This window comes from Desulfitispora alkaliphila, from assembly GCF_050433185.1.
GTDB lineage: Bacteria > Bacillota > Desulfitisporia > Desulfitisporales > Desulfitisporaceae > Desulfitispora > Desulfitispora alkaliphila.
Genome location: NZ_JBNPXS010000004.1, coordinates 20,387 through 41,269, shown reverse-complemented (window position 1 = coordinate 41,269; position 20,883 = coordinate 20,387). Strand labels below are relative to the sequence as shown.

At 39.8% G+C, this 20,883-nt stretch carries 27 protein-coding genes; all 27 read left to right on the top strand.

What is annotated here, in order from left to right:
• Positions 1–109: 109 nt before the first annotated feature.
• The 27 genes from GGQ84_RS02600 (at position 110) to GGQ84_RS02470 (ending at position 20,639) form a co-directional block, all read left to right on the top strand.
• Positions 110–1,000 carry an amidoligase family protein gene (locus tag GGQ84_RS02600; protein WP_429158755.1) on the top strand — a complete coding sequence of 297 codons (891 nt, stop codon included), beginning with the start codon at positions 110–112 and terminating at the stop codon, positions 998–1,000.
• Between the two features lie 132 nt (positions 1,001–1,132).
• On the top strand, positions 1,133–1,591 hold the full coding sequence (locus GGQ84_RS02595; RefSeq protein ID WP_429158753.1) for a gamma-glutamylcyclotransferase family protein: 459 nt from the start codon (positions 1,133–1,135) through the stop codon (positions 1,589–1,591).
• Positions 1,581–1,802 (top strand): DUF4314 domain-containing protein, encoded by a 222-nt coding sequence (locus GGQ84_RS02590; protein ID WP_429158915.1) that lies wholly within the window; start codon positions 1,581–1,583, stop codon positions 1,800–1,802. Before GGQ84_RS02595 ends, GGQ84_RS02590 begins: the two co-directional genes overlap by 11 nt.
• A gap of 80 nt (positions 1,803–1,882) precedes the next feature.
• Positions 1,883–2,356 carry a phage terminase small subunit P27 family gene (locus tag GGQ84_RS02585; RefSeq protein ID WP_429158751.1) on the top strand — a complete coding sequence of 158 codons (474 nt, stop codon included), beginning with the start codon at positions 1,883–1,885 and terminating at the stop codon, positions 2,354–2,356.
• Entirely contained in the window at positions 2,356–3,948 is a 1,593-nt protein-coding gene (locus GGQ84_RS02580; RefSeq protein WP_429158748.1) for a terminase large subunit, read from the top strand. The genes GGQ84_RS02585 and GGQ84_RS02580 overlap by 1 nt, the downstream gene beginning before the upstream one ends.
• A 104-nt stretch (positions 3,949–4,052) precedes the next feature.
• Complete coding sequence (locus GGQ84_RS02575) at positions 4,053–4,439, top strand: hypothetical protein (RefSeq protein ID WP_429158745.1); 387 nt, start codon at positions 4,053–4,055, stop codon at positions 4,437–4,439.
• A complete protein-coding gene (locus tag GGQ84_RS02570; RefSeq protein ID WP_429158743.1) occupies positions 4,432–5,004 on the top strand; it encodes a DUF1643 domain-containing protein in 573 nt (190 codons plus the stop codon). The genes GGQ84_RS02575 and GGQ84_RS02570 overlap by 8 nt, the downstream gene beginning before the upstream one ends.
• Before the next feature lie 22 nt (positions 5,005–5,026).
• The gene (locus GGQ84_RS02565; RefSeq protein WP_429158741.1) at positions 5,027–5,908 is read left to right on the top strand and encodes a DUF6602 domain-containing protein; all 882 of its coding nucleotides are present in this window, start codon (positions 5,027–5,029) and stop codon (positions 5,906–5,908) included.
• 72 nt (positions 5,909–5,980) lie between these two features.
• Positions 5,981–7,189 carry a phage portal protein gene (locus tag GGQ84_RS02560; protein ID WP_429158913.1) on the top strand — a complete coding sequence of 403 codons (1,209 nt, stop codon included), beginning with the start codon at positions 5,981–5,983 and terminating at the stop codon, positions 7,187–7,189.
• The gene (locus tag GGQ84_RS02555; RefSeq protein WP_429158739.1) at positions 7,190–7,891 is read left to right on the top strand and encodes a head maturation protease, ClpP-related; all 702 of its coding nucleotides are present in this window, start codon (positions 7,190–7,192) and stop codon (positions 7,889–7,891) included.
• Positions 7,892–7,903: 12 nt separating this feature from the next.
• On the top strand, positions 7,904–9,088 hold the full coding sequence (locus GGQ84_RS02550) for a phage major capsid protein (RefSeq protein WP_429158736.1): 1,185 nt from the start codon (positions 7,904–7,906) through the stop codon (positions 9,086–9,088).
• A 9-nt stretch (positions 9,089–9,097) separates the two neighbouring features.
• Positions 9,098–9,313: a Head fiber protein gene (locus GGQ84_RS02545; protein WP_429158733.1), complete on the top strand. Its 216-nt coding sequence runs from the start codon at positions 9,098–9,100 to the stop codon at positions 9,311–9,313.
• Positions 9,314–9,329: 16 nt separating this feature from the next.
• On the top strand, positions 9,330–9,629 hold the full coding sequence (locus GGQ84_RS02540) for a head-tail connector protein (RefSeq protein WP_429158730.1): 300 nt from the start codon (positions 9,330–9,332) through the stop codon (positions 9,627–9,629).
• A 4-nt stretch (positions 9,630–9,633) separates the two neighbouring features.
• Entirely contained in the window at positions 9,634–9,960 is a 327-nt protein-coding gene (locus tag GGQ84_RS02535) for a phage head closure protein (protein WP_429158727.1), read from the top strand.
• A 1-nt stretch (position 9,961) separates the two neighbouring features.
• Positions 9,962–10,324 (top strand): HK97-gp10 family putative phage morphogenesis protein, encoded by a 363-nt coding sequence (locus tag GGQ84_RS02530; protein WP_429158911.1) that lies wholly within the window; start codon positions 9,962–9,964, stop codon positions 10,322–10,324.
• On the top strand, positions 10,321–10,647 hold the full coding sequence (locus GGQ84_RS02525) for a hypothetical protein (RefSeq protein ID WP_429158726.1): 327 nt from the start codon (positions 10,321–10,323) through the stop codon (positions 10,645–10,647). Before GGQ84_RS02530 ends, GGQ84_RS02525 begins: the two co-directional genes overlap by 4 nt.
• The gene (locus GGQ84_RS02520) at positions 10,648–11,232 is read left to right on the top strand and encodes a major tail protein (protein WP_429158724.1); all 585 of its coding nucleotides are present in this window, start codon (positions 10,648–10,650) and stop codon (positions 11,230–11,232) included.
• A gap of 15 nt (positions 11,233–11,247) precedes the next feature.
• A complete protein-coding gene (gene gpG / locus GGQ84_RS02515; protein WP_429158722.1) occupies positions 11,248–11,547 on the top strand; it encodes a phage tail assembly chaperone G in 300 nt (99 codons plus the stop codon).
• 11 nt (positions 11,548–11,558) lie between these two features.
• Positions 11,559–11,714: a hypothetical protein gene (locus GGQ84_RS02510; RefSeq protein ID WP_429158719.1), complete on the top strand. Its 156-nt coding sequence runs from the start codon at positions 11,559–11,561 to the stop codon at positions 11,712–11,714.
• Between the two features lie 45 nt (positions 11,715–11,759).
• Entirely contained in the window at positions 11,760–14,480 is a 2,721-nt protein-coding gene (locus GGQ84_RS02505) for a phage tail tape measure protein (protein ID WP_429158717.1), read from the top strand.
• Positions 14,480–15,187: a distal tail protein Dit gene (locus tag GGQ84_RS02500; RefSeq protein WP_429158714.1), complete on the top strand. Its 708-nt coding sequence runs from the start codon at positions 14,480–14,482 to the stop codon at positions 15,185–15,187. The genes GGQ84_RS02505 and GGQ84_RS02500 overlap by 1 nt, the downstream gene beginning before the upstream one ends.
• Positions 15,187–16,584, top strand: a complete 1,398-nt coding sequence (locus tag GGQ84_RS02495; protein WP_429158712.1) for a phage tail spike protein — start codon at positions 15,187–15,189, stop codon at positions 16,582–16,584. Before GGQ84_RS02500 ends, GGQ84_RS02495 begins: the two co-directional genes overlap by 1 nt.
• 1 nt (position 16,585) lies before the next feature.
• On the top strand, positions 16,586–17,656 hold the full coding sequence (locus GGQ84_RS02490; RefSeq protein ID WP_429158709.1) for a hypothetical protein: 1,071 nt from the start codon (positions 16,586–16,588) through the stop codon (positions 17,654–17,656).
• An 86-nt stretch (positions 17,657–17,742) separates the two neighbouring features.
• Positions 17,743–18,150, top strand: a complete 408-nt coding sequence (locus GGQ84_RS02485) for a phage holin family protein (RefSeq protein ID WP_429158706.1) — start codon at positions 17,743–17,745, stop codon at positions 18,148–18,150.
• Positions 18,143–18,853: an N-acetylmuramoyl-L-alanine amidase gene (locus tag GGQ84_RS02480; RefSeq protein WP_429158703.1), complete on the top strand. Its 711-nt coding sequence runs from the start codon at positions 18,143–18,145 to the stop codon at positions 18,851–18,853. Before GGQ84_RS02485 ends, GGQ84_RS02480 begins: the two co-directional genes overlap by 8 nt.
• 164 nt (positions 18,854–19,017) lie before the next feature.
• Positions 19,018–19,872 carry a tyrosine-type recombinase/integrase gene (locus GGQ84_RS02475; protein WP_429158700.1) on the top strand — a complete coding sequence of 285 codons (855 nt, stop codon included), beginning with the start codon at positions 19,018–19,020 and terminating at the stop codon, positions 19,870–19,872.
• 14 nt (positions 19,873–19,886) lie between these two features.
• Complete coding sequence (locus GGQ84_RS02470) at positions 19,887–20,639, top strand: hypothetical protein (protein WP_429158697.1); 753 nt, start codon at positions 19,887–19,889, stop codon at positions 20,637–20,639.
• Positions 20,640–20,883 lie beyond the last annotated feature (244 nt).

Sequence of the window (20,883 nt, the reverse complement as noted above, 5' to 3'; positions counted from 1 at the left end):
AATATATGCGTTTTATATGCACATTTAGCTTGCTATTACCTGTGTTTAGAGTGATATATAGTACTACCAAAACGGTTAAAACACAGGTGATAGAAAGGATGAGAGCTAGATGAAAACGCAAACCTTCGGGATTGAAATTGAACTAACGGGGATTACGAGAGAACAGGCAGGTCAGGTCATCGCAGACTACTTTGGAACAAGAAACATCTACATAGGGGGATCCTACAGAACCTACGAAGCTAAGGACAACAAGGGGAGAACCTGGAAGGCCATGTACGACTCAAGCATTGTTCCTCAAAAGAAAAAGGGAAGAACCAGAGTTTCAGCCAGCGATGAATACAAAACAGAGGTGGTTAGTCCAATTCTCACCTACGAGGATATAGAAGATCTGCAGGAACTGGTTAGGCAGCTAAGACGCAAGGGCGCCATTGTAAACAATTCCTGCGGGATACATGTACATGTTGGAGCAGAACGCTTTACCCCTCAAACCTTAAGAAACATTGTCAACATCATCGCCAGTAAGGAAGACATCCTTTACAAGGCGCTTAAGATAGACCGTGGAAGAATCAGGTACTGCAAGAAAACCAATGAGAAGCTGCTTGAAACCATCAACAAGAAAAAGCCAAAGACTATGACCGAGCTTTCAGATATTTGGTACGCCGAGGATCCCTACGGAAGAGACAGGCATTATAACGCCACCAGATATTATGGACTCAACTTACACGCTACCTTTACCAAGGGCACTGTAGAATTTAGGCTTTTCAACTCCACCACCCATGCAGGCGAGATAAAGGCATACATTCAGTTTTGCCTGGCAGTGAGCCACCAAGCCCTAAGTCAGAAGAAAGCATCCGCCAGAAAAACGGTGACGGACAACGAGAAATACACATTCAGATGTTGGATGCTAAGACTTGGCCTTATCGGGGACGAGTTCAAAACCTGCAGGCTCCATTTTCTAAAATACCTTGAAGGGAACTCTGCATTCAGACAGGTAGCATGAAATAACTAGCCACAGGCGTACCGGGGCGGGAGAACCGCCCTTAAGGTGGTAGAAGGGTTCCTTAAGCGGCTGAAAAGCTTACACAGGCAAGCTGGCGGGGAAGAATGGCCCTTGAAGAAAGGATGAAAAGAAATGAAAACAAAACTGTATATCGCCTACGGCAGTAACATGGATGAAGGTCAAATGGCCTTCAGGTGTCCGAAGGCAAAACTTAAAGGTGTGTCAGAAGTAAAAGACTACAGGCTTATCTTCAAAGGTTCTAAGACAGGTACCTATGCTACCATTGAAAAAGCAAAAGGGCGGAAGGTGCCAGTGGTTCTTTGGGAGATTGAAGCGACAGATGAACATAACCTTGACCGTTATGAAGGTTTCCCAACATTCTACTACAAGCAGTGGTTGGAGTTAGACCTTGATGGAGAGAAGATTCAAGGCATGGTTTACATGATGGATCATAACAGGAAACTAGGACAGCCCAGCTACCATTACTATAAAACCCTTGAAGATGCCTATGAGAGATTTGGCTTTGATAAAGCCATCTTAGAAAAAGCACTAGAGGATTCTTCGGTAGAGGGGGATGAAGATGTTTATTAGAAAAGAAATCCTAGAGAGATTAAGAAAACAGTACCCACCTGGAACAAGAGTAAAGCTCATAAAAATGGATGATCAGCAAGCACCACCCACTGGAACACATGGAACTGTAATCGGTGTAGATGATATCGGAAGTATTATGGTTTCTTGGGATAATGGTAGCGGACTCAGTATTGTTTACGGGGAGGACAGCTGCAGGAAGGTTGAGGGATAAAAACACAGATTTAAACCAAGTGAAAGACTTCTACGGAGGTCTTTTTTCTTGCTATAAGCCAATGAGAGGAGGTGGAACTTATGGCACAGAGAGGAAGAAAACCCAAACCGACAGCATTAAAAGAACTAGAAGGTAACCCTGGGAAACGTGCACTCAACGATAAAGAGCCAAAGCCGCCAAAAAAAGCTCCCAGATGCCCTTCATGGTTAGAGCAGGAAGCAAAGAAAGAATGGAAACGGATGGGGAAGCTACTTGAGCAGATGGGAATCCTGACAGAAATGGATATGGCCGCTTTTGCGGGTTACTGTCAGGCCTATGCAAGGTGGAAGGAAGCAGAAGAATTTATTACCCAGCATGGCACCATGATACGAACACCTAACGGTTATTTGCAGCAGGTGCCACAGGTTTCCATCGCCCAGACTAATCTTAAAATAATGTTAAGGTTCTGTGAACAGTTTGGACTTACACCATCTGCAAGAAGTCGAATTGCAGCGGGAGAAGGTTCGGTAGAGCCAACAGATGAAATGGAGAAGCTATTAAGGGGTGATATTTAATGAGCTTTAAATATACCCCGTCACCCTTTATGCTTGAAACATCTCATTATGATAAAGCAAAGGCCGATAGGGCAGTTGCGTTTATAGAAAACCTAAAACACACCAAAGGGAAGTGGGCGGGGAAGAATTTTCTCTTATTGCCATGGCAGGAGCAGATTATAAGAGATATATTTGGCATTGTAGACTCACAGGGAAGACGCCAATTTAGAACAGCTTATGTTGAGATACCAAAGAAACAGGGGAAATCTGAGCTTGCGGCAGCAATTGCTCTATATCTCCTATATGCAGATAATGAGCCTAGCGCAGAGGTTTATGGTGCTGCTTGTGACAGGTCACAGGCCTCTATTGTATTTGATGTGGCCAAGCAGATGGTTCAGATGTCACCAGCATTACTTAAGCGTTCAAAAATAACCGTCGCTACAAAACGGATAGTTAACTATTCTAATACAGGGTTTTATCAAGTTCTATCTGCGGAAACCGCCACAAAGCATGGACTTAATGTATCGGGACTTGTATTTGATGAAATTCATGCCCAGCCTAATAGAAAGCTTTATGATGTTCTGACAAAGGGTTCTGGTGATGCCAGAGAACAACCGTTGTTTTTTATTATTACAACCGCTGGAACCGATAAAAACAGTATTTGCTATGAGCTGCACAGTAAAGCCCTTGATATAAAAGCCGGTAGAAAGAAAGATAACTCTTTTTATCCAATAGTTTATGGTTTGACAGAAGAAGATGATTGGAATGATGAAGCAAACTGGTATAAGGCTAACCCTTCACTTGGACATACGATATCTATTGACCGGGTTAGGGAAGCATACAAAAATGCCTTAGAGAATCCAGCCGAAGAGAATGTGTTTAAACAGCTAAGGCTTAATATGTGGACATCGGCAACTGTATGCTGGATACCCGACCATATTTATGATCGAGGTAACCTTTCTATTGATATAGATTCACTTAAAGGAAGAGAGTGCTATGGAGGACTAGACCTTTCAAGCACATCTGATATAACCGCTTTTGTTCTTGTATTCCCACCAAGAACTGAAGATGATAAGTACATCGTATTGCCTTTTTTCTGGTTACCGGAGGACACATTAGAACTAAGATGCAGAAGAGACCACGTTTTATATGATGTTTGGGAAAAGCAGGGCCATATTCAAACCACAGAAGGGAATGTAATCCATTATGGGTTTATCGAAAAGTTTATCGAGGAGCTTGGAGAGAATTACCACATTAAAGAAATCGCCTTTGACCGCTGGAATGCAACTCAAATGGTTCAAAATTTAGAAGGTATGGGCTTTACAGTTGTTCCTTTTGGACAGGGATATAAGGATATGTCACCACCAAGTAAAGAACTGTATAAGCTTTTAATGAGTGGTTCAATCAACCATGGAGGACATCCAGTGCTTAAGTGGATGGCACAAAATGTGGTCATGAGGCAAGACCCTGCTGGAAACATTAAGCCGGACAAGGATAAATCCGTGGAGAAAATAGACGGTATAGTTGCCACCATTATGGCCTTAGATAGGTGCATTAGAAATAAAAACGATGGGGGCAGTGTTTATGATGAGAGGGGAATTTTGGTGTTTTAAAATACTATAGCAAAAACTATTGACAGATAACACTCAATACAATACACTAATTATATAACCCTTATAAACAAAGGGTAATAAAACTGTGTAAGGAGTGTGGATAAATGATTTTCAAATCAACAGATATTATTAATAAGATTAACTCTGATTTTTCCAATACGTATAAGCCCTTCTCTAACTTTCCGAATAGTGGTTTACTTTGGAATGAGTGTATCAATACTATTTTAAACCCCAAGTTGATGAACAATATCATTTTTTGTAATGATATTTTACAGATACCACCTGTAAAGGTATTTTTAATGGCAAATAAAAACATAAGTGATAACTTATCAGATGACGATAAGAAGGCAATAGGAGCCTTTTGGGGGTTTATTTTCAAATTTGTTTTTGGTTATAGAAATCAAAAGAGCATATCAGTTAGAGTAAGAAATGTTAAAAGTGCAACTTACTTTTTTGATTGCCCACAGGATGTGGATGTTGAAAATGAATAAAAAAGTCTATAGGTATAAAGGATACGTTGACAATGCTAACATTGCTATTGATCCAAGTAAGAAGAATGGTTTTTATCGATATTTACTTAGTATCCCGCTAAAAAACTCGGGTTGTAAAAGTGTTTTAGTGATACTGAAAAATCCAAGTAAAGCAGATAAAGAGCAGTCTGATCATACTATTAATAATGTTCTTAAGTTTTGTAGAAAAGATTATAAAAAAGTCTATATAATGAATTTATTTCCCTGTTATTCGACAAACCCTAAGGGAGTAAAGAAATTTATATCTTCGGCACATTTTGCCCCTCAGATGAAAAACAACATAAACACCTTAAAGGCAGTATTGGCTGAAGTGGACGAAGTAATCTTTGCTTGGGGTAGAAATAGTATAGGTAATAAAAAGGAATATGACAAAGCAATTAAAAATGTATTAGATGAAATTCGATGCTCAAACAAAAAAACTTTTGCAGTAAGAAAGAAAGGGAAATTATTAAAAAGAACATATCCCTGGCATGCTCAAGTATGGGCTGTTAATTCTGACTTAGAGACATACGAATGGAAAATCTGATCCAAGTTAGGAGGTGAGTATTTTGTTAAAGGCCAATACCGGTAGATTAATAAAACAGTATTTTGAAAATAAGACCGATCAACTTTTAGCAGTTTCAAATCAAGCTGTTTGCGAGCATAATGGTCTTAAAGGTAGTCACAGAGAAGATCTAATCAAGATTTACTTAAGTGAAATTATCCCAAAGCGCTTTGAGATTGGACAAGGTATGGTATATGGTGCATTTACAAGGAGTAATGAAACAGATATTGTTTTATGGGATTCATTTAATTTTCCTAAATTGAAGATGAATGGTCATTCAATGTATTTTGCAGAGTCTGTAAATGCTGTTATTGAGGTAAAAACTAATTATAATTCTGATGCAGAAAAGAATGTTGTTGTAAAATCTAAAACTGCAAAATCGGTTATAAGACAACATAGGCATACCATAAATAGCAGGCTGTTCGATATTGAAGCAAGAATAGAAAGTCTATATAATAGCAATGAATACGAAGGTTGCTTGAGTGTGTCTGAATCAATAAAAACATGTGCTATTTTTATTAATGGTGGAGAAAATTTTGAAACCGAGCAATTAAAAAAATTTGAAGATTTATTTGTAGAGTGGCCAGACGTAGTATTGTTTTTGAAAGCTGGAAAATTAACAGTTAAAGGATATGATGAAGGAAAAGGAGTAGACTTTATTAGAATATATCAATCTGGAAAAGATTCACTTCTTTTATTTACTAAGTATTTACTGGAAATTTTATCAGAGCAAGTTGTATTAGTGGAAGGTGCTTTATATTTTGATGATTACATTATAAGGGAAATAGAAGAAATTCCGTACAAAGACTTTGAATACCAGTCCTGTAGGCCATACTCTGGTTATAAGCATGCAATCTTTACAAAATATATTGATGAAGATCACTAATTTCGCTTTTATGAGCATCTCAAATGAGGTGCTTTTTTCATGCTCAATTTCAGGAGGTGATCAAATTTGAAGATACCGATTTTGTCAAAACTGTTTAACTCAAGAGCAGACCCAAAGAACAGCATGTGGGAGAGTACCTATGCTTTTTTCTTTGGTCCAACCAGTAGTGGAAAGCATGTGGACGAGAGAACAGCAATGCAGACAAGTGCTGTGTATGCTTGTGTGAGGATTTTATCTGAGACAATTGCATCTTTACCGCTTCACACTTATGTTCGCACAAATAAAGGCAAAGAAAAGGCTCTGGACCACCCTTTATACAATCTGCTCCATGATGCACCAAACGATGAGATGACCTCCTTTGTGTTCAGAGAGACACTGATGGGTCATCTATTATTATGGGGAAATGCATATGCCCAAGTGATGCGTGACGGTAGAGGAAAAGTGATTTCCTTATATCCACTAATGCCTGACAAAATGACGGTAAAACGAAGTGAGGGTGGGGAGATTTATTACAGCTATCAAAAAGACAGTGAAGAGTTTATCCTAAGAAGCTTTGAAGTCCTACATATTCCAGGGCTTGGTTTCGATGGACTCTTAGGACATTCCCCAATTGCCATGGCAAAACAAGCCATAGGCATGGCTATCGCAACAGAAGAATATGGAGCTACTTACTTTAAAAATGGAGCGAACCCCGGCGGAGTTCTAGAGCATCCCGGTATCTTAAAGGATCCAGCCAAGGTGAGGGATAGCTGGAACAGTGTCTATGGAGGCAGTAACAATGCTAATCGAGTGGCAGTGCTGGAAGAAGGGTTATCCTTTAAACCTATTAGCATTCCACCGGAGCAGAGCCAGTTCCTGCAGACGAGGAAGTTTCAGATTAATGAGATTGCGAGAATCTTTCGTATTCCTCCCCATATGATTGGAGATCTAGAAAAGTCCAGTTTCTCAAATATTGAGCAGCAGAGCCTTGAGTTTGTAAAATACACTTTGACTCCTTGGCTTTCAAGGTGGGAGATGGCCATGAAAAAGACATTACTCTCACCATCAGAGAAAAAGGATTATTTCTTTAAGCTAAACGTGGAAGGTCTCCTTCGTGGAGACTATAAAACCCGCATGGAAGGATACAGCATTGGCATTCAAAATGGCTTTTTAAGTCCAAACGACGTAAGGCATCTGGAAGATATGAATCCCATTGAGCACGGTGATATTTATGTCGCCAACGGAAATCTCCTAAAACTCCAAGACATAGGGGCTTACGTAAAGAAAGGAAGTGATGACTAGATGAAATTTTGGAATTTTAATAAAACAGAAGAAGGGAGGACACTTTACCTTGATGGATATATTGCAGAGGAAAGCTGGTTTGAAGATGATGTAACGCCTAAGGTTTTTAAAGAGGAATTAGAAGCTGAAAAAGGAGATATCACAGTATTTATCAATTCCCCAGGAGGTGATTGCTTTGCTGCCAGCAGAATCTACACCATGCTAAAGGAATACGACGGTAAAGTCACTGTAAAGATTGATGGCATAGCAGCCAGTGCAGCTTCTGTTATTGCCATGGCAGGTGATGAAGTTTTCATGTCACCTACAGCCATGCTGATGTGTCATAACCCAAGCACCATTGTATGGGGAGAAGTGCTGGATATGAAAAAAGGCATTGAAGTCTTATCTGAGGTCAAAGAGAGCATTATCAATGCCTATGAACTGAAAACAGGGCTCTCTCGACAAAAAATCTCAACCATGATGGACAAAGAAACTTGGATGAGTGCAGGTAAAGCATTAGAACTGGGATTTTGCGATGATGTGCTTTATACAGAAGAAAAGGTTCCAGAGGCAGTTATAAACGGCTTTCTCTTTGACAAGATGACGGTTACGAATCACTTTATAGGCAGGTTAAATAAATCAAAACCTTCAGCTAAAAGTGAAGAAAAGGCAGAAGGAACCGATGTGAATCAGTTAATGAAGAGATTAAATCTAATTAAATAGGAGGAATGTGAAATGAGTAAAGTATTAGAACTAAGGGAAAAACGAGCAAAAGTATGGGATCAGGCTAAGAAATTCTTAGATGAAAAGCGTGGAGACAATGGTCTGCTATCAGCAGAGGATACTGCCACCTATGAAAAGATGGAAGCAGAAGTAGTAGCCCTTGGAAAAGAAGTAGAGAGGCTAGAAAGACAGGAAATGTTTGATTTAGAACTATCAAGGGCTACAACCAATGCAATTAGAAATACACCGGAGAACAGAAATGAACCAGAGAAAGAAGGCAGAGCATCAAATGAATATACATCAGCCTTCTGGAATGCTATGAGAAGAAAGACAACTGAATCTGTAAGGAACTCACTAAGGATTGGAGAAGACAGTGAAGGAGGTTATTTGGCACCAGATGAGTTTGAAAGAACCCTTATTGAAGCCTTGGAAGAAGAAAACCTAATGAGAAGCCTTGCGAAGATTATTAGAACATCTTCTGGGGATCGCAAAATTCCAGTTGTCGCATCTAAAGGAACTGCATCTTGGGTAGATGAAGAAGGACCTATTCCAGAGTCTGATGATAGTTTTGGAATTATGTCCATTGGGGCATATAAGCTGGCTACTATGATTAAGGTTTCAGAAGAACTTCTTCAAGACAGTGTATTTAACCTTGGAACCTATATCGCAAAAGAGTTTGCTAGAAGAATAGGTCAAAGGGAGGAAGAGGCCTTCATTATTGGTGATGGAAATGGAAAGCCGACAGGACTATTTGGAAGTGCCCAGCTAGGTCACACAACTACGGCAGCAGCACTTAAGTTTGATGACCTGATGGACCTTTTTTATTCCCTAAAGTCACCATATAGAAAGAAAGCAACCTTTATTACCAATGATGCGACTATCAAAGAGATTAGAAAACTAAAGGATGGAAACGGCCAGTATCTATGGAGTCCATCTGTCACTGCAGGAGAGCCGGATACTATCCTTAATCGCCCAGTAAAGACCTCGGCTTATGTTCCACTAATTGATGTTGGATCAAAGCCTATCGCCTTTGGAGACATCTCCTATTATTGGATTGCTGATAGACAGGGTAGATCTTTCCAAAGACTAAACGAACTTTATGCAGCAACAGGGCAGGTAGGTTTTAAGGCTACTCAAAGGGTGGATGGTAAACTTATTCTTCCTGAAGCTGTGAAAGTATTACAGATGAAAGGGTAGGTGGTTTCTATGAGTAATGTAAAGAACTACACCGAACAGGGTGGAGATAAAACAGTTATTGAAGGTGAGCTTGTAATCAGTAATGGTGGCAAGCTCATTTTTAATGAAAAAGAATTAAAGCCAGCAAGTACTCAAGCAGATAGTACAGCCGGTGATGTAGAAGGCATAGTGGCTGATTTCAATGCCCTTCTTTCAAAGTTAAAAGCTGCTGGACTAATGGAGTAGAAAGGCAGGTGAGGGCATGATCCCTTTAGAAGAAGTGAAGCTTTATCTGAGAGTGGAAGGTGATGAGGAAGATGCCCTCATCTCTTCCTTTATAGAAATCGCTAGAAGTATTTGTGAAGACATCCTACGATACCCACTTTCAGAATTTGAAGAAGTTCCAGTATTAGTGAAACAAGCTATGCTTTACTGCATAGCCAATATGTATGAAAAAAGAGAGGGAACCCATCACTATATGAAAAATGAAAGTGGAGGAATTTTAGAAACCATCGATGTGATGAAAAATATATTAGGTAATCTCAGAAAAGAAAGCTGGTGATGCTATGGAGATAGGAGAATTAAGACATAGAATTACCTTTCAAAAGAAAAACGTTACCGTGAATGAAAATGGCTTTGAAATAGAAACGTGGGAGGATGTAAAGACGGTGTGGGCAGCAGCAAGCCATCTTCATGGTAGAGAGTTTTATGAAGCAGCTCAGGTCCAGGCAGAGCATACGGTTAAGTTTACCATTCGGTATGTAAAAGGGATTGAGCCTTCCATGCTGATTCTCTTTAATGAGAAACGCTATAATATCATCGCCATCGATAATATTAAGTATAAAAATAAGTGGATTGAGATTATGGGCCAGGAGGTGATGCCGAGTGGCTAAGATGGAACTTGAAGGAGTAGAGGAGCTTCTATCAGAACTACAAAAATTAGGTGATCAAAGTAAAAGGGTTGAGAATAAAGCCTTGCGAGAAGCCGGTAATGTGGTGGAAGATGCCATAAAAAATGAAGCGCCTGTTCGCTCTGGAACCCTTAAGAAAAGCATTAAAACCTCCGGTGTGAAAACCAAAAATGGGATGAAGCATGTGGAAGTAGGTCCTGGGAATGATGGTTTTTATGGCAAGTTTATAGAATTTGGAACGGTCCACATTAAAGCTAATCCCTTTATGGGTAGGGGCTATGAAAAATCTAAAAATGAAGCCATGAATAAGATATCAGAAGAGATTAGAAGGGGGCTGGGGCTATGAGTTTAAATAAAGATATTCTGATGGCCCTTAGTCCTTTAGATATTCCAGTAGCTTTTCAGACTTATAGTGGGAAGGCAGACATCTATATCACCTTCTTTGCTTATCTGGAAAAGGCAGAGCTTCATGCAGATGATGAAGAGGAAATAGGAGGAGAGTATATTCAGATAGATTTATGGTCTAAAAATGACTATACGGATTTAGTAAAAGAAGTGCATAAGCAGATGAAAGAAGCAGGATTTATTAAACTGAATTTTTATGACCTTTACGAAAAGGATACAAAGGTGTATCACAAAGTGATGCGCTATCGAAGGGAGGAAAAGTAAATGGCTCAAGTAGGACTTAAGGATTTACACTATGCTATTTTAGAGGAAGATACAAACGAGGGTGTGCTTTATGGTGTAATTAAACCTCTGGCAGGTGCCATGAACGCCACCATTAACCCTACAGTCAATACCCAGGAACTTTATGCAGACGATCAGCTATGGGAATCCGTATCGGCTCTTGGAAAGATTGATGTAGAAATTGAAACTGCAGACCTTAAGCTTGAAACGAGAGGGGAGCTTACAGGTAGTGAGGTTAAAGATGGAGTTTTAATTGAAAAGGCCTCGGATAAACCACCTCATGTGGCCCTAGGTTTTAGAAGTCAAAAGTCAAATGGGAAGTATAGATACATCTGGCTATTAAAAGGTGTGGCCCAGCCAATGGCAGAGGATTATTCAACAAAAAAGGACAATGTGGAGCATAAGACGCCACAGCTAAAGTTTGTTTTTATGCCAAGGGCTTATGATGGAGAGTGGAAGAGAACTGCCGATGAAGGCACACCTGAATTTACCGGAGCAGATGCTTGGTTTGAAAAAGTACCAGGTGATGCAATTGAAGAGGAAAATGGTGAAGGACTAGAAGAATAGATGGGAGGCTAAAAGATGCAGATTACATTAAAGATAAAGGGGAAAGATAAAACCTTTATAACTGATTTTATTTCAGCAAGAATGGTGAGAAGAACCATTGAAGTATCAAAGGGCATTAACTTTAACGACATGAGTCCAGAGGAACTGGATCAAATGGTAGGCTTTATTGTAGAACTGTTTTCTCATCAGTTTACCATTGACGATGTCTATGATGGACTACCATCAAAAGAGCTGATTCCAACCATGATGAATTGCATCAATGAAGTGGTAGGGGAAATGGGAGAAGCCACAGCAGGTGATGAAAAAAACGAATAGAGGGGAACTTCATGGATCCCCAGGAGTTTATTGACCAGTTTTATCTAGCTCTATTAGATAAAGGCTGGAAGCTTCATGAAATCGATGATATGGACATGATTTATTATCTAAAGCTTCTTAAAAGAAAAATGATAAACCAACAAACATATATCGATGAGATTCTATAACACCTGTAATGGGTGTATTTTTTATGCCAAGGGGAGGTGAGGGATATGGCAGATATCGGTCAATTAAATGTCAGGGTAGGTCTTGACTCTACTGGATTTCAAAACGGGATTGGAAAACTGAATCAAGAAATGAGAAAGGTCCAGTCGGAGTTTAAACTGGCAAGTACAGAGCTTGGGAAACATGGTAGTGAGCTGGATAAACTAAGAACTAAATCAGACTCTTTAACCAAACAAAAAGAACTCCAAAGACAAAAAGTAGAAGCTTTAGAAAAGGCTCATCAAAAGTCAGTGGAGACTAAAGGGAAAGATGCTAAGGCCACTGGAGATTTAGAAATAAAGCTAAATCAAGCAAGAACAAGACTTGTTCAGATGGAGCAGGACCTAACCAGCATTAATCGACAAATCGAAGTCCAGTCCTCCAGTTGGTATAAGCTTGGCAAAAGTCTAGAGCCAATCGGCCAGTCTATGCAAGACATCGGTAAAAAGATGGAGAGCGTAGGAAAAGACCTCACCAAAAAAGTCACCCTCCCTATTGTGGGTATTGGAGCAGCAGCAGTGAAGATCGGTTCAGATTTTCAAGCTGAAATGAGTAAAGTTCAGGCCATCTCTGGCGCCACAGGAGAGGATTTAGAGAAGCTTAGTGACAAGGCAAAAGAGATGGGTTCTTCTACAAAGTTCAGTGCCAGCGAATCGGCCCAGGCTCTAAACTATATGGCCATGGCAGGTTGGGACACAACTCAGATGATGGATGGTCTAGATGGTGTCATGATGCTTGCAGCAGCCAGTGGAGAAAGTTTAGCTTCAGTATCTGATATCGTCACAGATGCCCTCACCGCCTTTGGTATGCAGGCTTCAGATGCGGGGAACTTTGCAGATTTACTTGCCAGTGCATCCAGTAATGCCAATACCAATGTAGGAATGCTAGGGGAGTCCTTTAAATATGTAGCGCCTCTTTTTGGTTCTTTAGGCTACAGTGCTGAAGATGCGGCTTTAGCCCTTGGGCTTATGGCCAATGCGGGAATTAAAGGGTCCCAAGCCGGTACAACTTTAAGAGGTGCCATTACAAGGCTTACTCAACCTACATCGGAAGCGGCTAAAATTATTGATGAATTAGGTTTAAATCTTACCGATGCACAGGGGAATATGCTGCCCTTCAAAGATGTAATGGATCAATTAAGAGGGTCTTTTGATGGGCTTACCCAAGAACAACAGGCCCAATATGCCGCCACTCTCTTTGGGAAAGAAGCCATGAGTGGGATGCTTGCAGTTATTAATGCCACCGATGAGGATTATAAAAAGCTTACAGATGCTACAAGAGAATATAGCGGTGCCGCCGGTGAAATGGCAGATATTATGCAGGACAACCTTCAGGGGCAACTTACCATTTTAAAATCTCAACTTGAAGGAGTGGCCATTGAGATCTTTGAAATTCTCGTTCCGCATCTGAAGACTTTAGTTGAAAACCTTCAAAGAGCGGTGGAGTGGTTTTCTAACCTTAGTCCAGCTACCCAAGAAACCATAGTAAAAGTAGCGGCTCTGGCTGCAGCAGTAGGACCTCTTTTAATTATTGGAGGAAAGATTGTAGCAGGAGCAGGAGCCATTATTGGTGCATTCTCTAAGATATCACTCGCTATCGCAGGCAAAACAGCAGCAGTGGGAGGGGCCTCTGCAGCTGCAGGTGGACTTGTTGCAATAAAAGGAGTATTAGCCGCAGCATTTACAGCCTTAACAGGACCTATTGGGATTGCTGTTGCAGCTATTGTTGGAATTACTGCAGTTGGTGTGGCTCTTTATAAAAACTGGGACACCATTAAAGAGAAGGCAGGGGAACTGAAAGACGCGATCGCTGAACGGTGGAACTCTATCAAAGAAAGCACAGCTGAAGCTTGGGAAAATGTTAAAGCAGGGATCAGTGAAAGATGGAATAGCATCAAGGAAAGCACTAGCGAAACTTTATCTTCCATGAGGGAGTCGGTCAGTGAAGGCTGGAATAAAATTAGAGAGAATACAGCTGAAAGATGGGAATCCATTAGAGGAAGTATTTCAGATAAGTGGGGAAACATCAAAGACAGCACTTCACAGACTCTAGGGAATATTAGAGAAAATATAAGCTCTAGCTGGGACAATGTAAAAAATAATACTAGTAAGACTTGGGATTTTCTAAAAACTAACACAGCTTCAGCTTGGAGTAACATCAAAGGAAGAATCGAAGAAAACGGTGGAGGTATTAGAGGGGTTATTACCACCTATACTGAAGGCTATAAGTCCGTTTGGGGCGCAGCACTAAACACCATGGATAGCGTAACCGGTGGAAAGTTTTCCTCTATGGCAAGTAAAGTATCCGGTGCCTTTTCAAGGGTAAGAGATGCCATCCAAGGTGGAATTAGCAGAATCCGTGAATGGAATAACCAAAGGGTGGAAAACAAAGAAGCCACCTTCACCAATAGAATTAGAAATATTACAGAGAATGTGGTTAACACCGTAACCGCTCCTTTTAGAAAGAACTTTGCAGGAACTTCCTTCTTCCAAGGGGGACTAACCATGGTAGGAGAGCTTGGACCAGAGCTTGTAGAACTACCTCGTGGAAGTAAAATCTATAACGATTATCAGACCAATCAAATTATGGGAGATAGCACTGGTCGTGGTGGAGGGCTTACCCTTAATATAGATAAATTTGTAAACAACACTGAAAAAGATATCGAGCAGCTTGCCTATGAGCTTGAGTTTTATCGTCAAAGAGTATCACTTGGAAGGGGGAGAGGCTAATGCTTAGTTTTACATTTGGTGGGAAAAACAGCTATGAAGATTACGGGATAGTTATTGCCAAAAGGCCAAACCTTCCCTCTCCTAAAAGAAGAGTACATTATATGGATATTCCAGGAAGGCATGGAAGGGTTCAGTACGATGAAAACACCTATGAAGATATTACCATTGTGGTGGAATGTGGCCTAAAAGATACAGAGAATTTAGTAGAAAGATTTGATACCATAAAAGCTTGGCTTTTTAATGCTGAGGAAAATGACCTTATTTTTAGTTTTTCTGAGGATAAGAAATACATCGCTCAAGTGGTAAATGCCATCGACTTCACCCAAGTCTATAAATACACTTCAAGTTTTCCGGTAATCTTTAACTGCCAGCCTTTTAAATATGAAGTAGAAAATGAAATAATCACTCTTAATGAAACAGATGCAACAGTCCACAATCCAGGTTCTCTAGAGAGTGAGCCTGTGATTTATGTGTATGGAAGTGGGGATATCCTATTAAATATTAATGACCAATCCATAGGGCTAAGTGGAGTTGAAGGAAAAATCATCTTAAACTCTGAAATCCAGGACTGTTATGATGATACCATGAACAATCTTAACTCTAAAATGGCAGGAGAGTTTCCACTTCTAAAGTCTGGTGAGAATATTATATCCTGGACTGGGAATGTGACAAAACTTGAAGTACTTCCAAATTGGCGGTGGTTATAATGATTACGGTTTATGACAAGAAGGAAAGTAACTTCTCATCTAATGGCCTAGGTATTTTAGATAAATGCTCAGAGTGTAAAACCCTAGAAAAGCTAAACGGAATTTATGAAATTAAGCTCTCCTATCCCCTGCATTTAGAGAAGAAAAAGCATCTAAAGCCTTTTAATATTATCAAAGCAGATGGACAGCTTTTCAGGATTTATCATGTAGAAAAAGACACACCCAGTAACCTTCTAAGGGTTAGTGGAAGGCATATCTTTTATGATCTTAATCATTATTTCATCGAAGATCGAAGGGCAGTAGATAAAAAGGCTATTGATGCTATGGAGATGGTTTTAGAAGAATCAGGTCTCGTTGGGACCTATACCGTTGAAAGTGATATTGAAGCATTAAACACCCAGTATTTTATTAGAAGGTCCGCTTCCCAGGCCATGTTTATGGTAGCTAATAGGTGGAAGGGTGAGCTTTTCAGAGATAATTTTCATATAAAGATTAATGGAAGACACTTAAATGATAAAGGGGTTACTGTAGCCCATGGAAAAAACATCACGGGGATTAACGAGAAGCTCAGTGCTGATGAAGTCCTAACAGGAATTTATCCTGTAGGGGCAGAAGGAATAACCCTACCAGAGAAATATCTTATTAATGCCCAGTGGTCAGGAGCAGATTATCCTGACTTTAAACTGATTAAGAGAGTGGACTTTAAAGAAGCCAAGGATGAAGAAACCCTTAGACAAATGGCAGAGAACTACCTTTATGAACATGCAGGCTTTGCAGTAAACTATCAAGTAGATTTTATCCAGCTTGAACATACAAGAGAATATGAAGAATATAAGCCGCTTTTAAAAGTAAGCATTGGAGACACCGTAACCGTAAAGCATAAGCTACTGGGAGTAGATTTTAAAATAAAAGTAATCTCCATAGAAAAGGACATCCTAAGATCTCAAAATACCAAAGTGGAACTGGGAAAACCTCTTTATACACTAGACCAGTACATTGAGGAATTTAAAGAGAATGTCGATGAAAACTTTCAAGAGGTGGATGAATCTATTGGTGGTATTAGGACCCAGTTAGATGATTTGGGAGTATCCTATACCATTGTAAAAAACATTAGGATTGAAGAAAATATGATCCACGTCACCTATGAAGTAGAAAGAGGCAGTACCCATCAGTACCATGCAGATTATAGCTTTACCTTAGATGACTCAGGCCGTATGACCAGTATTACCCTTGAAGGAATACTTTCAAAGCTACTATTAAAAGAAGTATCCACTTTGACAGTCGATATGACAAGTTTCGACATTGTTTACGCTGATGGGAAAAAAGCAAAATACAACTACACCACAGACAGCAGTGGAAGAATTACAGCAATAGAAAAGGTATGGGAGGGGGAGTAAAGTGACCTATCATGAAAGATTTAATAATACACTGGCCATATGGACGGCCTTTGGTGGTAGGGGAAATCTTATTCTTCCTATTCCAACATTAAAGTGGGAAAAACGCTATTATCACCATTTTGGCTACCCTCAAACCGGCAGTGCCACAAGGATTGATGTCTTTGATAATGGGAATGCCCAAATCGCTGTGTACCGTGCGGCCAACCCCAGGATGTCATATTTTAACCATCAAACGAAGCAGTGGACCATCGTTGATGTGCCTTGGTGGAATCACGGAATACCAGAAATTCTATGGGCAGGAGATGGTGTGTTTTTAGCAAGGATTGTCGGGCTTGCCAACATCATCGCGTCCTTTGACGGCATCACCTGGCACAACGCAGGGTTTTGTAGAGGAGCTCAAAACCATATGGAAACGGGAGCTTACGACATTACAAGGAATGTAGGGGTTGTAAGCTGGTGGTGGTATAAGTCACCCGTCTATTATAGCTTCGATTCTTTAGAAGAAAGAACAGAATGGACCCTTACAGGCTCTGATGGAAACTCAGTACCGATTTTTAAGTATATGACTGCCCATAAAGGAAACTTTGTAGGGGTGGTTGGAGGAGATAAATCCATCGCTCGGGCAAGTTCAGCTTCCCCTTGGTCCTGGACCACTACCATTCCAGAAGATCCACTGGACCACCGTTATATGTATATTCGCTCCGTTAATAATAAACTCTTTGTCCACCGGTTTAGATACCATGGATCTCCGGGGAATTTTAGTGTAAATCTATGTGTTCTAAACGATAGCGCCACCCAGCTTATTGAGACCAATCTATCACACTATGGAGATTTGGCAGATAACAGAGCACCAAATCCTCAAAACATCGTATGGATGAAGGACTGGGGGAAATATGCCCTTTTTACTGAGAACATGCTGTACGCTTCAGCAGACGGGATTTATTGGGAAGGGGTAGAGCAGCCGGGCTTCTCTCTTTCACCTCATGGGAATATGTTTGGTGGGGCTATTTATGTGCCAGGAGATGGTTTTTATGTAAAGGGGAACGGGTTTGTATACTACGCTCCTTACTAAATACAACAACTTAAGAGAATGATATGACGTCCTTCACCGGGCGTTTTTTTAATAGATAAAACTTTTATGAAAGTGAGGGAAAGAACATGAGGGAGATTTGGAATGTTGTTCAGATAATATTTGCAACACTCGGAGGAGTTATCGGATGGTTCTTAGGTGGATTTGATGGACTGATTTATACATTAGTGGTATTTGTAGTCATTGATTACATCACCGGTTTAATGGTTGCCATTACAACAGAGAAAGTTTCAAGCCGTATAGGATTTAAGGGGATCGCCAAGAAGGTGGTGATATTCTCTCTTGTAGGGATTGGACAGATGCTGGATTTTTACATTATCCAAAACGGAAGCGCCATCAGAACAGCGGTGGTGTTTTTCTATTTGTCCAATGAGGGACTGAGTATCTTGGAAAATACCAGTCGCATTGGACTGCCCATACCAGAGAAGCTGAAGAAAGTATTCATGGAGATGAAGGAGGAGAAGAACAATGAGTAAAGTGTGTTTAGATTATGGCCATGGTGGAACGGATCCAGGTGCTGTATATCAAGGAAGGAAAGAGTCGGATGATAACTTAGCCATAGGTCTGGAAGTCACAAAAGAGCTAAGACGTCACGGTGTGGAAGTCGGAGAGACCAGAACCCGTGACCAAACGGTGAGTCTTAGGGAACGTAGTGATTTTTCTAATCGTGGGGATTATGATTACTTCATTTCCTTTCACCGTAACGCTTTTAGACCAGAACAGGCAAGGGGGGCAGAAACCTTTGTCTTTACGAGACCCTCAGCAAAATCCAAAGAGCTGGCTGATAAAGTGCAAAAGGCCATGGTGGATGTGGGGTTTGTGAACCGTAGAGTGAAGAATGCTAACTTCCATGTTTTAAGAGAGACCAGATGCCCTGCCATTCTGATTGAGATTGGATTTTTAGATAATACGGGAGACAATCAGTTATTTGACCAGAAAAGGCAGGAGCTGATTGATGGTATTACAAAAGCTATTTTACAGCAGCTAGGAGTGAAGTATCAAGAAAAGGCATCTGCACCATCCACTCCTGCGAAAGCACCATCACCAACTCCCGCTGATGAAAAAGTCTTCTACCGAGTAATGGCAGGATCCTTTGCTAACAGAGATAATGCCAACCGTCAGGTAAAGAGACTAAAAGACGCAGGTTTTGATGCAACCATTATGATTTTTAGACCATAGGCTTTAGGGGAGAAATCCCCTGGGCCTTTCTTTTTTTACTTATAAACCTCCCGATAACCTTTGAATTTACTTGCTATATAACACTTATAGAGGTAATGTGTGACACTAACCAAAGCTTAGTTAAACTAATGATTTTGGAATACCTATTGAAAGGAGAATGTAAAATGATTTTAGAAAAAGTACTAGAGAATTATAAACTGAATATGCAGCAGCAAGAGAAAAGTCAGAAAACAATTTCAGGTTATACACAAGACCTAAATTTATTTAGAAAGTGGCTAGAAAAAGAATGGAATGGGCCTGTTTACTTGGAGGACATTTCATTTAAGGATGTAGAAACATTCTTGAGATACTTAAGGGAAGAAAGAAACTATAAACCAGCAAGTAGAAAGAGAATGTCCATTTCCCTTAAAATGTTTTTTCAATATGCATGGAAAAGAAAACTAATAGAAGATGATATTTCATTAAAGATTGAGAATGTAAGATGTGTTCAAGAAGAAAGAGAGTATTTAACAGAGGAAGAAGCACTTGATTTTATAAAAGAAATTAGGCATCCAGTAGTTAGAGTATTTACCACGACCCTACTTTATACAGGACTTCGAATTTCTGAAGCTTTAGCACTTACTTTGGAAGATGTAGATTTAGATAGTTCTTGGATAAATGTAAAGCAAGGTAAAGGAAGGAAACCAAGAAAAGTGCCTATTAGTGATAAACTTAAACCTATACTTGAGGATTATTTAAAATGGAGAGTAGAAAGTCCCCAGTTCTTTGCAACTGAAAAAACGGGTACTTTATCAGTAGGAAGAGTCCAGGCAATTATTAAGGAGACCAGAAAAAGAATGGGTCTTAAAAAACATGTAACAGCCCATGTATTTCGCCACTCATTTGCAAGCCAGTTAGTTAAAAATGATGTAAACATTGTTAGCATTTCAAAACTTCTCGGGCACTCAAATTTAAAAACTACATCAATCTACACCCACACTTCTAGAGAGCAGCTAGTTGAAGCTATAAAAAGTCTTTAAAGGAGGAGGTTCTTATGAAAAAGTTTAGAAATAATGAAGAGAAAATTCAGTATGTTTTGGATGGTATTGAGGAAGGTAAAAGCACAGATGATATAGCAAAAGACTTAGGGTATAAGAATTATAAATCTTTGGATATGTTTATGAGAAGAGAAGGCTATATTAAAGAAAAGCGGCTAGGAAATTACTTTCCTAAAAACGGTAGAGGCATTATTCAAAATGAAAACAAGCCCCATAAAGCCAGTATTACTAATAAAGCTCTAGAGATTATTAAACGATTTAATGAAGGGGAGATGAGTCCTAAAAGAATCGCCCACGAATCAGGATTTGAGACTTCAAAAGAGATGGCAAACTATATGAAGTCCAAAGGGTTTATTTGGGACTCTCATCGTAATAACTATATCCCTGAGCAAAAGGAGATTGATTTAGAACCTACGGAAGATTTAGAAGAAGGAGAATATGATGAGGAGTTTACAATTGAAAGGTTCAAACCTCTTTTAGAATATCTCTTTGAGAGAAAGGAAAAGCTTGTAGAGATTATAGAGTCTAATCTAGCAGGAGAGTCAGGGAGTATGCCGCGATATGTGGTGCCAGGGATTTTTCTTACAAAATCGGTTCACATGAGTAATCAACTGGACCAAATGGTGAGAGACTTTAGTGCAGACCACAATATTTCACAAAGAGATATTTTTGAGGTTGCATTAGTAGACTTCTTTAAAAAGTATGGATACCATAAAGAGGTAGAGACGATGCTAAAAAGCATAGAATAAGAAAAGCAAAAGGCCATGTGGGAACTACAGAAAATGTAGAATCTGCATGGCCTTTTTTCTATTCTCATGGAATAGTCGCTTAAATTAACGTTAGATAAGGTAATATTCTCACTTCCATTAAGCTTTGAAACACAAATGACGAGAGCGATTAATTGATAGTTTCATGGGATTATCGTTGATAGAACCAACTGAATTTTTAGGTAAAAATGTAAGGATAAAAAAGCCTGAAACCTTTGAAATTACG

Excerpts from the sequence above, each read along its gene's own strand:
- GGQ84_RS02470 (WP_429158697.1), top strand. The coding sequence starts at position 19,887 with ATGAAAAAGTTTAGAAATAATGAAGAGAAAATTCAGTATGTTTTGGAT.
- GGQ84_RS02555 (WP_429158739.1), top strand. The coding sequence starts at position 7,190 with ATGAAATTTTGGAATTTTAATAAAACAGAAGAAGGGAGGACACTTTAC.
- GGQ84_RS02485 (WP_429158706.1), top strand. The coding sequence starts at position 17,743 with ATGAGGGAGATTTGGAATGTTGTTCAGATAATATTTGCAACACTCGGA.
- GGQ84_RS02505 (WP_429158717.1), top strand. The coding sequence starts at position 11,760 with ATGGCAGATATCGGTCAATTAAATGTCAGGGTAGGTCTTGACTCTACT.
- GGQ84_RS02530 (WP_429158911.1), top strand. The coding sequence starts at position 9,962 with ATGGAACTTGAAGGAGTAGAGGAGCTTCTATCAGAACTACAAAAATTA.
- GGQ84_RS02480 (WP_429158703.1), top strand. The coding sequence starts at position 18,143 with ATGAGTAAAGTGTGTTTAGATTATGGCCATGGTGGAACGGATCCAGGT.
- GGQ84_RS02475 (WP_429158700.1), top strand. The coding sequence starts at position 19,018 with ATGATTTTAGAAAAAGTACTAGAGAATTATAAACTGAATATGCAGCAG.
- GGQ84_RS02575 (WP_429158745.1), top strand. The coding sequence starts at position 4,053 with ATGATTTTCAAATCAACAGATATTATTAATAAGATTAACTCTGATTTT.
- GGQ84_RS02525 (WP_429158726.1), top strand. The coding sequence starts at position 10,321 with ATGAGTTTAAATAAAGATATTCTGATGGCCCTTAGTCCTTTAGATATT.
- GGQ84_RS02540 (WP_429158730.1), top strand. The coding sequence starts at position 9,330 with ATGATCCCTTTAGAAGAAGTGAAGCTTTATCTGAGAGTGGAAGGTGAT.
- GGQ84_RS02500 (WP_429158714.1), top strand. The coding sequence starts at position 14,480 with ATGCTTAGTTTTACATTTGGTGGGAAAAACAGCTATGAAGATTACGGG.
- GGQ84_RS02570 (WP_429158743.1), top strand. The coding sequence starts at position 4,432 with ATGAATAAAAAAGTCTATAGGTATAAAGGATACGTTGACAATGCTAAC.
- GGQ84_RS02510 (WP_429158719.1), top strand. The coding sequence starts at position 11,559 with ATGGATCCCCAGGAGTTTATTGACCAGTTTTATCTAGCTCTATTAGAT.
- GGQ84_RS02600 (WP_429158755.1), top strand. The coding sequence starts at position 110 with ATGAAAACGCAAACCTTCGGGATTGAAATTGAACTAACGGGGATTACG.
- GGQ84_RS02580 (WP_429158748.1), top strand. The coding sequence starts at position 2,356 with ATGAGCTTTAAATATACCCCGTCACCCTTTATGCTTGAAACATCTCAT.
- GGQ84_RS02595 (WP_429158753.1), top strand. The coding sequence starts at position 1,133 with ATGAAAACAAAACTGTATATCGCCTACGGCAGTAACATGGATGAAGGT.
- GGQ84_RS02495 (WP_429158712.1), top strand. The coding sequence starts at position 15,187 with ATGATTACGGTTTATGACAAGAAGGAAAGTAACTTCTCATCTAATGGC.
- GGQ84_RS02545 (WP_429158733.1), top strand. The coding sequence starts at position 9,098 with ATGAGTAATGTAAAGAACTACACCGAACAGGGTGGAGATAAAACAGTT.
- GGQ84_RS02550 (WP_429158736.1), top strand. The coding sequence starts at position 7,904 with ATGAGTAAAGTATTAGAACTAAGGGAAAAACGAGCAAAAGTATGGGAT.
- gpG (WP_429158722.1), top strand. The coding sequence starts at position 11,248 with ATGCAGATTACATTAAAGATAAAGGGGAAAGATAAAACCTTTATAACT.
- GGQ84_RS02590 (WP_429158915.1), top strand. The coding sequence starts at position 1,581 with ATGTTTATTAGAAAAGAAATCCTAGAGAGATTAAGAAAACAGTACCCA.
- GGQ84_RS02535 (WP_429158727.1), top strand. The coding sequence starts at position 9,634 with ATGGAGATAGGAGAATTAAGACATAGAATTACCTTTCAAAAGAAAAAC.
- GGQ84_RS02520 (WP_429158724.1), top strand. The coding sequence starts at position 10,648 with ATGGCTCAAGTAGGACTTAAGGATTTACACTATGCTATTTTAGAGGAA.
- GGQ84_RS02585 (WP_429158751.1), top strand. The coding sequence starts at position 1,883 with ATGGCACAGAGAGGAAGAAAACCCAAACCGACAGCATTAAAAGAACTA.